Source organism: Vibrio sp. V39_P1S14PM300 (assembly GCF_009904765.1).
In the GTDB taxonomy this organism is placed as follows: domain Bacteria; phylum Pseudomonadota; class Gammaproteobacteria; order Enterobacterales; family Vibrionaceae; genus Vibrio; species Vibrio proteolyticus.
In genome coordinates, this window is the sequence record NZ_WXWP01000095.1 from 1 (window position 1) to 13,397 (window position 13,397).

Below are 13,397 nucleotides of genomic sequence, written 5' to 3' on the forward strand. Positions count from 1 at the left end.
GAGCATTCCAAAGGCGGCGCAGTGAGTTTTTACCACCAAGATGATTATAAAATTCAACCGCTTGATGGTTGTTTTCCATCACTTCAAGATACACGCCACCATCAGAAAAGTATTGTTCAATCCACTCAGTGATTTCCGTCAGCAACCGCGTTCCCAGGCCACGACCACGGAAACTTTCGTCGACGTGTAAAGCATCAATAATGGTGCCTTTTTCAAAATCATGATTGCCAAAGGCACAAACGAATCCACACAGTAGGCCCCCCTCTTCGAGCAGCAGGACATGTTGGTTAAAAGGGGGATTAAGGAGTCGTGTTTGCCAGATGGCGGTGCGCTCTTCCAGCACCTCATTCATCAGGTACTCATCGCCAAGAATGCCGTTATAAAAAGTCCGCCAGCTTTGAGCATGAAGTTGTGCAATTCGTTTATAGTCGCGATATTCCGCTACTTTCAATTCCATATTTGGTTCCTTATTACTTCCTGTAATGATTTACCGAACGTTCATACTATTCATTTAGGCCAAAAAAGCCAAACATTCCATTCACACTTTTTACAAAGTAAATTTGACTTACACGTGTACGCTGATATTCTGGCGAACACTTGTTAGCTCAAAGGAAATTTCAATGGAAACGCAAAATAAACCGCCGCTGATCTGGCTGAACGTGTTTATTTTCTCTTTCAGCATGCTGTTGGCCACCGTTGCCGCTCCCTGGTACGGATTTGAGTTCGGTTACGGCAGTGAGCACTGGATCTGGCTTCTGATTACGTTTTCTTTTTGTAATCTGTCGATCACTGCCGGGTACCACAGATTGTGGTCACACAAGGCTTACGAAGCTCATTGGAGCTTGCGATTCCTATTTGCGCTGGGTGGCGCTTTTGCCCTTCAGAATAGTGCGCTGCACTGGAGTTCTGACCATCGCGTCCATCATCGCCATGTCGACGACAACGACAAAGATCCTTATTCCGCTAAGCTTGGCTTCTGGCACTCACACATTGGTTGGATGTTACGCCATTACAACAAAGCGACCTACTCCGATTACAGCAACTGTCGTGATCTTCAAAAGGATAAAATCGTCATGTGGCAACATAAGTACTATGTTCCACTTGCCATTCTGATGAACATCGGCGTTCCGGTTGCATTGGGCCTGATCTATCAGGATGTGTGGGGGATGTTACTGATGGTGGGTGCTGTTCGTCTGGTTCTGAATCATCACACCACGTTTTTCATTAACTCTCTGGCACACATCTGGGGCAGCCAGCCCTATACAGACAAAAATACCGCGAGAGATAACGGTATTCTGGCCTTTTTCACATTCGGTGAGGGGTATCACAACTACCACCATATTTTTGAAAACGATTACCGTAACGGGATCTTATGGTGGCAATACGATCCGACCAAATGGTTAATCAAAACATGCGCCTGGGTGGGACTGGCAGGCAAGTTGCGTAAAGCACCTCAGTTGAGAATTGAAAAAGCCCGCGCACAAATGAAGCTTCAGACCGCTCGTTTCAATATCCAGCAGTTGCCAAATTATCAGGCGTTAAACGAGCGTCTGCAAACTGAGTTCGATTCGCTGCTGCAAAGCATGAACGAATATTACGAAGTGAAAAAGCAGCTACTGGAGAGTAAAAAACAGGATATGGTGCGCCGCTATGAGCATTCCCTGCTGAAAGTTCGTTACCAGCAGATGAAGCAGACCCTGGAAGAACGTCGCCAATCCTGGCAATCGTTGACGGCTCAGTACGCATAAATGTAAAAGAGAAAAATGGGGCTTAAAGCCCCATTTTGATTAGTCTAGCCACACCGCGTCGTTTTTGACGGCAACTTGCCACACTTTCACCGGTTTATCCGGCTGTTCAATACAACGCCCATCGCGTAAAGAAAAGTGTTGTTTGTATAGTGGCGACGCTACACACAACTCCCCCCCGACATCACCAACAATCCCACGCGCCAGAACATGTGCCCGGCCGATAGGATCCCAGTTCTGGATCGCAAATACCCCTTGTTCTGGCACCAGAAACAGAGCCACCTGTTGTCCCTCGATCATCGCGACCCGACCGTGAAAAGGCAACAAAGCACTTAAATTACAAATTTTCATCTCACTCCTCCACGACCACTGGAATACGTTGCCCACGGATACGCTGATATTCCGGGGTTGGCACTCCCACCGCATCGTCCACGTACGTGTTAAATTTGGCGAGCTTAACCGGCGACTGTAAGGTGCTCTGCCACTCACATTGATAAGTATCAACCACGTGCTGCATTTGTGTTTCCAACGCTTCACACAAACCCAGAGAATCGTTTTGGACGACTTGTTTGAGGTAATCCAGGCCACCATCCAGATTCTCCATCCAGACTGACGTACGCTGCAGTTTGTCTGCTGTACGGACATAGAACATCAATACCCGATCAATCAGTTGTATCAATTCCGCTTTGCTCAGATCCGAGGCAAACAGATCAGCATGACGAGGACGCATGCCACCGTTACCACACACGTAAAGGTTCCAGCCTTTCTCTGTAGCAATCACACCTATATCTTTGCTTTGAGCTTCGGCGCATTCACGGGTGCAACCGGAGACGGCGAATTTGAGTTTGTGCGGTGCCCGCAAACCTTTGTAGCGGTTTTCCAGCTCAATCGCGAGACCAACCGAGTCGTCTACCCCGTATCGACACCACGTCGACCCTACACAAGATTTGACGGTGCGGACCGACTTCCCGTAAGCATGGCCCGTTTCAAATCCAGCCCGGATCAAGGCTTCCCATATCGCTGGTAACTGCTCAAGTTGCGCTCCGAATAGATCGACACGTTGTCCACCCGTGATCTTGGTGTATAAATCGTAATCACGTGCAACTTCCCCTAAGACAATCAATTTATCCGGCGTTATTTCTCCCCCCGGAACCCGTGGTACGATCGAATAGGATCCATCTTTTTGCAGGTTTGCCATATAGGCGTCGTTGGAATCTTGCAAACTACTGTGCTGCGGATCGAGAATATGTTCGTTCCACAATGATGCGAACACCGACGCCGCCGTCGGTTTACACAAGTCGCACCCAAGACCCTGACCATGTTTGTTGATCAGGGTGTCAAAATCTCTGATCTGCTCTACCTGACATAAGTGGAACAGTTCCTGGCGCGATAAGGCGAAATGTTCGCAAATGTGGTTGTTGACCTCCATGCCCATGGCAGCCAACTCCCCGTCCAGTACTGACTTCACCATATTGCTGCAACCACCGCATCCGGTTCCGGCTTTCGTGCAAGACTTCAGCTCGGACAAATCGTGGATTCCGGCATGAACCTTAGTGACAATGTCACTTTTTGTGACGTTGTGGCAAGAACAAATCACCGCGTTATCGGATAATTCTCCTTCCAGAATAGATGTATCCAGCAGCAAATTTGCCGCATGCTCTGGCAATACGGTTTGGTTGAGGTAGCATTGCAGCAGCGCGTCATAGTCACCAGTATCACCAACCAGAATCGCACCCAACAGTTGGGTCCCGGATTCGTCGACCACCAGCTTTTTGTAGGTGCCTTCTACTGTATCCTGCAGTACCATCTCTCTGGCGTATGGGGTCACTTTGTGCGCGTCTCCTATTGACGCAACATCCACTCCGAGTAACTTGAGCTTTGTACTCATATCAGCGCCTTGAAACGATGCTTGCGTGTCACCTGCCAAATGCTTCGCCACCACTCGTGCCATTGAATAGCCTGGTGCGACTAGTCCGAATATCCGCTCTTGCCACAGCGCACATTCCCCAATGGCATAGACACCCGGTGCACTGGTCATGCACTGATCATTGACGACAATTCCGCCGCGCTCTCCAATCTCTATACCAGCCAAACGAGCCAGTGCATCCTGTGGACGAATGCCCGCAGAAAAAACGATGACGTCCACTTCCAGAGGCTGCTGCTCTTTGAGTACCATACGATGCCGTGCATGTTCACCGTCAATAATGCGTTCAGTCGACGTGCTGGTATGGACCTGTAAACCCAGTGACTCGATTTTTTCTTTGAGCAGTTGTCCTGATCCATCATCAAGTTGAACGGGCATCAATCTGGGCGCAAACTCAACCACGTGTGTTTCCAGTCCGAGCAGGCGCAGCGCATTAGCCGCCTCAAGCCCAAGCAATCCACCACCGACCACGGCGCCGCTTTTCGCTCCCCGGCAAGCGGTTCGGATTGATGAAAGATCATCTAACGTGCGGTAGACGAAGATGCCGTCTCGCTCTTTACCTTCTATTGGCGGCACAAACGGATATGAACCAGTCGCAAGGACAAGTTTGTCATACCCCAGAACCGTATCTTCATCCAGCATTAGTCTCTGTGCTTTAGTATCCAGGTGGGTGACCTGACAACCCAGCAACAAGTTTATGTTGTGTTCGCTATACCAATTTTCGCTGCTTAGCATCAAATCCTGATGTGACTTGCCTGAAAACAGAGACGAGAGTTGAACCCGGTCGTAGGCGATGAAGCGTTCCTCACCAATGACGGTAATACGCTTGTGTTGATGCAGGCCTTGCTCAACCATTTGCGCGACTAAGTGGTGCCCTACCATGCCGTTGCCGACAATTACAATATGTTCCATCATCTTGCTCCTATGCCGTTTTCACCAACGGCACACTCTCTGCCGCTTCTTGTTTGGACTGTTTTTCATACAGGAAACGCAGCACACTCTGGCGATAACTCTGATACGTCAAATCATCGGCCAACGCGACTCGGTTTCTGGGGCGTTCCAGTTGAATATTCAGTACTTCACCAACGGTGGCCGCCGGACCATTAGTCATCATGACGATTTTGTCGGATAGCAGAACTGCTTCATCAACGTCGTGAGTAATCATGATGACGGTGCTGTTGAGATCGGCCTGGATACGCATCAAAGCATCCTGGAGATGTGCACGTGTCAGAGCGTCCAGCGCGCCAAAGGGCTCGTCCATCAACAAGACTTTTGGTTTGAGTGCGAGCGCCCGTGCGATGCCGACTCGCTGCTTCATACCCCCAGAAATTTCATCCGGACGTTTGTTGGCTGCGTGCTGCATCTGAATTAAGTCCAGATAATGCTCGGTTTCACACTTCACTTGCGCAGTGGATCTCCCTTTGTTGACCTGTTTAACGGCTAACTCGACGTTCTGATACACGCTCAGCCATGGCAACAATGAGTGATTCTGAAACACCACGGCGCGCTCTGGCCCTGGTCCTGCAACTTCATGCCCATCCAGTATCACGCCGCCATCGGTGGGCATTAACAGCCCTGCCACCAAATTCAGCACAGTTGATTTCCCACAGCCGGAATGACCGATCAGAGAGATGAATTCCCCTTTGTTGATATCGAGGTTGACATTTTTCAGCGCGACGAACTCCCCTTGTTTGGTGGGAAAGCGCATCCCTAGCTGAGTCAAATCGAGATAAGGTTTTGACATAACGGCCTCCTTGCCATTAACGAAGTTCCAGTTGTTTGTCCCACGACATCCATTTCTGCAACTGCAACATGCCTCGGTCTAGCAACAAACCGATCAATCCGATAGTAATAACGGCTACCATGATCCGCCCCAAAGACGCCGAGCTGCCATTTTGGAATTCATCCCAAACAAACTTACCCAGCCCGGGGTTTTGTGCGAGCATTTCGGCGGCAATCAATACCATCCAGGCAATCCCCAGCGACAACCTAAGGCCAGTAAAAATCATCGGTACCGCCGATGGCAAAACAATGGTTCTGATATGCTTCCACCAAGAGAGCTGCAATACCTTGCTCACGTTAAGCAAATCTTTATCGACACTGGTAACCCCTACGGCTGTGTTGATCAATGTTGGCCACAAACTGCATAGCGCCACTGTAAACAGCGAATTAACAAACGATTTGGCGAACATGGGGTCGTCACTCACGTACGTGGCACTGACCACCATGGTGACAATCGGCAACCACGCCAGAGGAGAGACCGGCTTCAGCAGTTGTATGATGGGGTTAAATGCCTGATAAAGCCCTTGGTTCAATCCAAGCACAATACCAAGCGGTATCGCAATCAATGAAGCCAACACAAAGCCGCACGCAACGGTAAACAAACTCGTGACGATTTGATCAAAATACGTTGGTTTGCCGGTGTATGGCCGAATCCGAACTTCCGCATGTGGATCTTTAGCCAATTTTGCGGCGTTACGCTTTTCCTGATGTTCAATGAATGCCTGTGCTTTTTCGCGCTCACGCCAGTGTTCGTCTACCAAATGGCTCAACTGGGTAAACGTCTGAGCGGGCCCGGGGAGCGTACCCAATGAGGTATGTACCTCTCGTGCGGCCAGATGCCACATCATCAAAAACATCACAATACCAATCACTGGCAGGAGCAGCGCTTTGCTGCGACTGACCACCGCACCACTGCCTGGAAACAGAGCGATTACATTACTCGACATAGTCGTATCCTTTTTTGGGGTCTGGCGATGTAAACCAAGGTTCTCACCAGACGCGTTACACCTGATCGTCCCCTTTCAGGCCGATAGAAAACTGGTTGAGGTACTCGTTTGGCCGATGACCGTCGTACACAACGTTATCGATGAAATGAGTCTGCGGGGCGCGGAAGCCATCTTCTTCAGAAAAATCCGGAAAGTCCGCAGCGCTGAATACTCCGTCTTGAATCAGTGACAACGCAGCCTGTTGATAGATATCAGGACGGTACACCTGCTTGGCGATATCCATATACCACGCATCAGGTTTAGCCTGCGGAATCTGTCCCCAGCGACGCATTTGGGTTAAGTACCAAATGGCATCACTGTAATAGGGGTACGTCGCATTGTGGCGAAAGAACACATTGAAATCAGGCACTTCACGTTTGTCGCCTTTTTCATACTCGAAGGTGCCAGTCATTGAATTGGCGATCACCTCGGCATCTGCGCCGACATACTCGCTTTTGGCAAGTAGGCTGACCGCTTCTGCACGATTCACATTGTTGTGAGCGTCCAGCCAGTGAGCCGCGCGAATCAATGCTTTAACAACACGAATGTGAGTATTCGGGTATTTCTCCGCCCAGGCTTTCGATACACCAAACACTTTCTCTGGGTTGTTTTTCCAGATCTCGTAATCGGTGACGACAGGCACACCTATGCCTTTAAACACCGCTTGTTGGTTCCAGGGTTCGCCCACGCAATAACCTTGGATAGTGCCCGCCTCCATGGTGGATGGCATTTGCGGGGGCGGCGTGACACTCAACAAGACATCGGCTTTCAATTGCCCGCTGTTGTCCCCGGTTTTCGGCGCGTAATAGCCCGGATGAATGCCACCCGCCGCGAGCCAGTAGCGCAATTCGTAATTGTGAGTAGAGACCGGGAACACCATACCCATATTGAACGGCTTTCCTTTGTCTCGGAAGCTACTCACCACTGGCTTTAGCGCGTCCGCTTTGATTGGATGCTGTGGTTTGCCGTCAGCCTGCTTTGGAATGTGTGGCTTCATTTGCTGCCAGGTATCGTTGGAGACGGTGATTGCGTTGCCGTTTAGATCCATACTGAACGCGGTGATAACCTGCGCCTGGGTACCAATGCCTATCGTCGCCCCCAAAGGTTGTCCTGCCAGCATGTGAGCGCCATCCAACTCACCATCAATGACGCGGTCCAACAGTACTTTCCAGTTCGCCTGAGCTTCGAGCGTGACGTAGAGGCCCTCATCCTCAAAGAAACCTTTTTCATACGCCACCGCTAAAGGCGCCATATCGGTCAGTTTGATAAAGCCGAACTTTAAGTCCTCTAGTTCCGGCTCACCTAGTGGCGAAGCCCATGAAGACGTAGAGATAACACCAGCTAACGTGGCTGCTATCCAATGTCCCCGAATCATTTTCAAATATTTCATCTCAATGCTCCCTTTGATTTATTCAAACAAAAAGGCGCTACCGCAATATTTACGGTAGCGCCTTTGCTCTTAAATCTTGCCGCCGTTGACAGGTTTTAAGTTACGTTTGATTCAGATTGTGAAATTGCGTTTGTTTCCTTACTCTTTGTATTCCAAGTAACGTGCCAAGTATTTTATCCATAACAATCAACAAATTAACTACAAACAATGTCATATTACTGCCATTGACGCTTGCTTATGGTGCGCTCTGCACCAAGGTCAAAAAAATACCCTAACCCCAAAGTAGTAACTCATTAGCCGAGCGTTTCCAGTGTGGTCAGGATGTTTTTAGCAATCTGGCTGAGAGGCTGACTGGTCTTCATCGCGGAATTCCGCATGGCCTGATAGGCCGACTCTTCGTCCATCTTATGCATTTTCATAATCAGACCTTTGGCACGTTCAATCACTTTTCTGTCTTCGATTTTAGTGTTCAGCGATGCGATTTCATCGCACATTTTCTGATATCTCACGCGTACCCGAGCAGCGTATTCCAGCCAAACACTCAACTCGCCTTCCATTGAATGCGGCAACAATACATAGTCAGATGGCTCTTCTAACGACTTGAAATTTAATGTAGAAATGGATTTTATCAGCACTAACAGTGGCACTTTGCGTTGCCGGCAAACTTCGACGATGGATCTCAGTTCCGCACACGGCGCATACCAATGCACTAACAACCGGGCCGTCGGCTCCCTATCCAATAAAAGCTCTAATTGCGAAAGTCGGCAGGTTAAGATCTGATCGTAGTTTTTCACCAATTGAGTACTCAACTGCGCCTGCTCTTTGGCATGTTCGCAGCAGATAATCAACGAGGTTGGATTGATTTGTCTGGCCATACACATTCCTTGTAGTTAACTGGTCATTTATCTCAGTAACTTCAAGGAATGTGCCAGAGTGAAGAGTTTAGGCGTTACAGTAATGCTTCCAGTACTCAAACGCCTGAGCATAGGCGCTGTCGCGATCCTGCATCTCTGCGAACAACACAACTGCCATAGTTGAAATAATGGTGTTGGCCATCAGCCCGAGATCTGATTCGGCCGTTGCAAATGGACATTGAACGGGCGCCGGAACCTCTGTCAGCATTTGTTCAGACCAGTAACACGAACTGACGTTACCTTGGTGGCTCAGCCAAACCGTTTGACTGACTTTGGGATTGTATTCCGATTCACCCGACACACCTTTGAATGAGACAACAGATTCGCTATGCTGACCAATCAGACTTTCCACTTCGGCGTGCAGTTGTTGAAATCCAGGGTGAAAACTGCCCCGTAAACCCAGCCTTGCGCCGCCTGGATTTAACGCACGAACTACTGTGTTGATTGGCGTACGTAAACCATACCGTTTTTTCCAGCCAATCATGGTTTCAGCTTGTGGAGCAAACTGAGCAAGCGGCAGGTAAACCAGATTGTCATTGGCCAACAGGTTTTGAGCATGTTCCGCGCTGTGCGCCACCGCAACATTGAATCTGGATAAATACGATTCGGCATGCTCGCGTAGGGTCGTATTGTCCTGATAGCCATGCATCAGGATACGATACCCGTTATCAGCCAAGATCCGCGCCGCTAAAAGATGCCACGGCGGCCCGGCACTCTCACGCTTACCTGCATAGCACGGCCAGTCGATATCCGCGCCAACCACCGGCAAACGTTTTTGGAAAGCTTTGACGAAACCGGCAATCTCTTCTTTTGTCTCGTTCTGAACACGGATTAACATCATCAGCATGGCCATCTGATCGTCATCACACAAGCCATCCAGATACTCATCCATCACCTGGTACGCTTGTTCAAATGTTAATGGTTTACGGCCACGCTCTCCGCGCCCAACAGTGCGGATACACTCTAAAATGGAACTCATACGTCTTCCTGTACAGATTGCAGCAACTCAGCATTATGCAATAAGGCTGCTCGCAGTTTGACGACATCACCTAAAATGATCAACGCCGGACTCAGCCCTTTCAATTCAAGCGCATGTTTTTCAAGCGTTTCGAGAGACAATGTGTGCACTTCCTGCGTTGCACTGCACCCTTTACCGATAATCGCCACCGGGGTTGAACTGCTAAGACCGTGCGCCATCAGTCCCTGTTGAATCTGCGCTGCTTTTTCCAACCCCATGTAAAACACTAAGGTTTGTCCCGATGCCACCAATTCAGCCCACGCAGGAAGTGACCCCGTCACAACCTGTCCTGTCACCAAAGTTACACTGCGCGACACTTCCCGGTGAGTCAGGGGAATCAGGGAACTCGCGGCACAGCCCAAGGCCGCCGTAATGCCGGGAATAACCTGGTAGGCCACGTTAGCCGACACCAGCGCTAATGCTTCTTCGCCCCCTCGACCAAATACAAACGGATCACCACCTTTAAGACGGACGACCTGTTTTCCTGCTTTCGCTTGACGCACTAATTCGGCGTTAATACTTTCCTGAGACATACTTGGCCTGCCGCAGCGTTTCCCCACGTAGATCATTTCCGCATCGGGATCGGCAAACTCGAGTATGTCGCGGCCAACCAGTCGGTCATAGATCACAACATCCGCCTGCTGAATCGCTTTTAGCGCCTTAAGAGTCAGTAGTTCCGGATCGCAAGGCCCGGCTCCAACCAACGTCACACGACCCGCTTGGGGCTGCGTTTTCGGTTTTGATGGTAGCGTACGCTGATACCAGTCAGTGTGACTAGAGAAGTCTCCTGAAAAGAAACCATCCAAAGATTGCTGTGTCATGCGTGGCGCTCCTCTTCATTTGTGACAAGCGATGTCTGACAGGTTTGCACCCATTGTTTGAGTTCCGGTAAACAGGAGCCACAGTTGGTACCGCATTTGAGTAACGTCTGCAACTGCTTCAGGTCAACACACTCTTTCGACTCAAGCGCCCGCTTAATCTGCCAATCAGTGACACGGTAACAGCTACAGATCAGCTTTGCCTGCTGCGTGGCCATACAAATGGACAATAGTCGACCGATATCAAGCGGCATCCCAAGTAACGACAGCAGCGCTTGATAGTCCGTTTTGATCGGCTTACCTGACAACATCAAAATAGCCGCCACTTCAGGATGCTCGCCGTGGATGGTGCAATCGATTCCCAGCCAGCCGGTTTCTAATTCTAATACCAAACGACGCTGAGTGAGCTGACGTTGAAAATCCTCAATGTTTCGCTCTTCCCTGTCCACAAACCGCCATATCTGACCGTTGCGTTCCTGTTGCAGTGATGCGTAGGTGCACAGTGAAAAATCCGCCCGACTTCCCAGATACATGCCATAGGTTTTCGCTTTTACCTGACTGAGGCTGACTGAAGATGATTTAAACGCGGGCTGCCCCGACTGCTGATCCGTGCATGCTTGCACCACAGCATTGATCTGGCTTTGGCCACCATAGCGCCCCGCCCAGTGCATGGACATAAACAACTGCTGGTCACTCAGAGCATTGTCCAACTCCGCAATGGCCAGAATAGAAGTATCGCCCTGTTCAAGCTCGACCAGTTGACCTGATTTGATGGCATAACTTTCAGCTGTCAGCGCATTTAGATACAGTGTCGGTTGCACTTCAGACGCGCTCAATTGTGCAATGTGTCCGGTACGAGTCATAGTATGCCACTGGTCACGCTGACGGCCCGTGTTTAACCACAAATCAGACCGGCGCACGCAGGGCACGGTCACTGCAAAACGAGCCTTGCCGGTATCGGTTGAAAAATGATGATCACCAAAAGGTTTATTGCCTCCCCACTGCCAAGGAAGCCAATTGTCGTACGCTTCGTCGCTCAAGTGCGCAAACTGTGATAAATCCAACTTTAACGGCGTGCCACTATTGAGTCCGGTCATCGCCGCAAACTCACGAAAGATCTGGGCGGGCGTAGAATAATCAAACGCATCCGCGACGCCCAAATAGTCACATAAAGCACTGCCGACTCGTGCAATTTGCCACCAGTCAGGCCGGGTTTCCCCAGGCGCTGGCAAAAATTGTCGCTGGCGAGAAAGGCGCCGCTCTGAATTGGTCACCATCCCGTGCTTTTCTCCCCACCCAGAGGCCGGTAGCAGCAGATCGGCGTAACGCGCGGTATCAGTGTCCGCGGTAATATCCGACACAATGACAAAGTCACACTTTTCTAACGCGCGTCGTACTTGCTGGTTATCCGGCATCGATACCGCCGGATTGGTGGCCATAATCCACAACACTTTGATCTCGCCTCGCTCTGCAGCGCTGAACAGGTCAACCGCTTTCAGACCCGGCTGGGTTGCCACATTGGGTGCCTGCCAGAATTGCGCTACAGCGCTGATGTCTTCAGAAGTAAATCCCCGGTGCACGGCCAACTGATTCGCCAGACCGCCAACTTCGCGTCCTCCCATCGCATTCGGTTGACCGGTAATCGAAAACGGACCACTGCCACAACGATTGATCTGTCCGGTTGCAAGGTGCAGGTTGATGATGGCATTGCCTTTGTCGACACCCGATGTGGATTGATTAACTCCCTGGCAGAACAACGTAATGGCAGCGTGAGACGATGCGAACCAGTGAAAGAAAGTCCCGAGAATCGACTCACTCACGCCCAACTGTTGACTCAGCACATCCAACTGATAATGCGCTTTTTCAACCTCGGCCAGCAAAGCTTCAAAGCCTTCCGTATGCTCAGCAATAAAAGCTTCATCAACCGCCTGATGATCGCAGCAGTAGCGTAACAACCCATTGAACAGAGCGACGTCATCATCGTTACCGATCGGAATATGTAAATCGGCTTGCTCCGCTGTAACGGTGCGGCGGGGATCAATCACCACCAGTTTGAGGTTAGGATTTTGTTCACGCGCTTGTTGAATTCGACGAAAAATCACCGGATGAGTCCAGGCAGTGTTGGCGCCGGTGATAACAATTAAATCCGCCTTGTCCAAATCGTCGTAACTCACTGGCACGACATCTTCACCAAAAGCCTTACAATGCGCAGCCACCGCCGAGGACATGCACAACCTTGAGTTCGTATCAATATTGGCAGAACCGACAAACCCCTTCATGAACTTATTGGCTACATAGTAATCCTCGGTCAGTAACTGACCCGAGACGTACATCGCGACAGAATCCGGGCCATAGTGTTTAATCGCATCCGTGATCTTTTCACGCACGGTCTCAATCGCATCAGACCAGTTGATCTCGACACCATTCAGCCTGGGATACAGCAGACGACTCGGCATTTGGAGACTCTCCTTCAGCGCCGAACCTTTCACACAAAGTGCGCCCTGATTGGCAGGATGGTCAGTGTCACCTTTAATGCCTTGTTGTTGTATCGTCACTCCGCAGCCCACGCCGCAATACGGGCAGGTCGAATGGATTATTTGTTGTGTCATGCTCGATTCCTTTCTCTGAGGCAAAAAAAAGCCCCTCCTTAATGGAGAGGCTTCGTTGCCTGTGACGTCGGTGTAGTGAACTGCAGTACGAGTTCATTGTTAAATAGGTTAAAGCAAAATGATTGCCAACCTATTCTCTATTATAATTTTCAAATATTTCATAAAGTTAATAAAATCAACTCCACACAAGTTAAAGAGCACGCACCAACTT

General features: G+C 49.9%; 11 protein-coding genes. 1 reads left to right on the forward strand and 10 read right to left on the reverse strand.

Features of this window, described 5'->3' with window-relative positions; translation table 11 throughout:
- Positions 1-457: GNAT family N-acetyltransferase (locus CAG65_RS04345; protein WP_161452425.1), on the reverse strand; the 457-nt coding region annotated here is incomplete at its 3' end.
- A 163-nt stretch (positions 458-620) separates the two neighbouring features.
- On the opposite strand from CAG65_RS04345, the gene CAG65_RS04350 reads away from it, so the two are divergent.
- Positions 621-1,748 (forward strand): acyl-CoA desaturase, encoded by a 1,128-nt coding sequence (locus CAG65_RS04350; RefSeq protein WP_161452427.1) that lies wholly within the window; start codon positions 621-623, stop codon positions 1,746-1,748.
- A gap of 39 nt (positions 1,749-1,787) precedes the next feature.
- Here the strand turns inward: CAG65_RS04350 and nirD are convergent, their stop codons facing one another.
- The 9 genes from nirD to CAG65_RS04395 form a co-directional block, all read right to left on the reverse strand.
- Positions 1,788-2,096 carry a nitrite reductase small subunit NirD gene (gene nirD, locus CAG65_RS04355; RefSeq protein WP_021705213.1) on the reverse strand — a complete coding sequence of 103 codons (309 nt, stop codon included), beginning with the start codon at positions 2,094-2,096 and terminating at the stop codon, positions 1,788-1,790.
- Between the two features lies 1 nt (position 2,097).
- Positions 2,098-4,581 (reverse strand): nitrite reductase large subunit NirB, encoded by a 2,484-nt coding sequence (gene nirB / locus CAG65_RS04360; RefSeq protein ID WP_161452433.1) that lies wholly within the window; start codon positions 4,579-4,581, stop codon positions 2,098-2,100.
- 10 nt (positions 4,582-4,591) lie between these two features.
- Positions 4,592-5,413, reverse strand: coding sequence for an ABC transporter ATP-binding protein (locus CAG65_RS04365; protein ID WP_021705211.1), 822 nt, complete (start codon positions 5,411-5,413; stop codon positions 4,592-4,594).
- Between the two features lie 16 nt (positions 5,414-5,429).
- Positions 5,430-6,398 (reverse strand): ABC transporter permease, encoded by a 969-nt coding sequence (locus CAG65_RS04370; protein WP_161452429.1) that lies wholly within the window; start codon positions 6,396-6,398, stop codon positions 5,430-5,432.
- A gap of 55 nt (positions 6,399-6,453) precedes the next feature.
- A complete protein-coding gene (locus CAG65_RS04375; RefSeq protein ID WP_161452431.1) occupies positions 6,454-7,827 on the reverse strand; it encodes a CmpA/NrtA family ABC transporter substrate-binding protein in 1,374 nt (457 codons plus the stop codon).
- A gap of 293 nt (positions 7,828-8,120) precedes the next feature.
- A complete protein-coding gene (locus tag CAG65_RS04380; RefSeq protein ID WP_161447714.1) occupies positions 8,121-8,702 on the reverse strand; it encodes an ANTAR domain-containing response regulator in 582 nt (193 codons plus the stop codon).
- A 67-nt stretch (positions 8,703-8,769) separates the two neighbouring features.
- Positions 8,770-9,720, reverse strand: a complete 951-nt coding sequence (locus CAG65_RS04385) for a glycosyl transferase family protein (protein ID WP_021705207.1) — start codon at positions 9,718-9,720, stop codon at positions 8,770-8,772.
- Positions 9,717-10,580, reverse strand: coding sequence for a uroporphyrinogen-III C-methyltransferase (gene cobA / locus CAG65_RS04390; RefSeq protein ID WP_161447716.1), 864 nt, complete (start codon positions 10,578-10,580; stop codon positions 9,717-9,719). The genes CAG65_RS04385 and cobA overlap by 4 nt, the downstream gene beginning before the upstream one ends.
- On the reverse strand, positions 10,577-13,186 hold the full coding sequence (locus CAG65_RS04395; protein WP_021705205.1) for a nitrate reductase: 2,610 nt from the start codon (positions 13,184-13,186) through the stop codon (positions 10,577-10,579). The genes cobA and CAG65_RS04395 overlap by 4 nt, the downstream gene beginning before the upstream one ends.
- Between the last annotated feature and the right edge of the window lie 211 nt (positions 13,187-13,397).

Excerpts from the sequence above, each read along its gene's own strand:
- nirB (WP_161452433.1), bottom strand. The coding sequence starts at position 4,581 with ATGGAACATATTGTAATTGTCGGCAACGGCATGGTAGGGCACCACTTA.
- CAG65_RS04365 (WP_021705211.1), bottom strand. The coding sequence starts at position 5,413 with ATGTCAAAACCTTATCTCGATTTGACTCAGCTAGGGATGCGCTTTCCC.
- CAG65_RS04380 (WP_161447714.1), bottom strand. The coding sequence starts at position 8,702 with ATGGCCAGACAAATCAATCCAACCTCGTTGATTATCTGCTGCGAACAT.
- cobA (WP_161447716.1), bottom strand. The coding sequence starts at position 10,580 with ATGACACAGCAATCTTTGGATGGTTTCTTTTCAGGAGACTTCTCTAGT.
- CAG65_RS04385 (WP_021705207.1), bottom strand. The coding sequence starts at position 9,720 with ATGAGTTCCATTTTAGAGTGTATCCGCACTGTTGGGCGCGGAGAGCGT.
- nirD (WP_021705213.1), bottom strand. The coding sequence starts at position 2,096 with ATGAAAATTTGTAATTTAAGTGCTTTGTTGCCTTTTCACGGTCGGGTC.
- CAG65_RS04375 (WP_161452431.1), bottom strand. The coding sequence starts at position 7,827 with ATGAAATATTTGAAAATGATTCGGGGACATTGGATAGCAGCCACGTTA.
- CAG65_RS04370 (WP_161452429.1), bottom strand. The coding sequence starts at position 6,398 with ATGTCGAGTAATGTAATCGCTCTGTTTCCAGGCAGTGGTGCGGTGGTC.
- CAG65_RS04350 (WP_161452427.1), top strand. The coding sequence starts at position 621 with ATGGAAACGCAAAATAAACCGCCGCTGATCTGGCTGAACGTGTTTATT.
- CAG65_RS04395 (WP_021705205.1), bottom strand. The coding sequence starts at position 13,186 with ATGACACAACAAATAATCCATTCGACCTGCCCGTATTGCGGCGTGGGC.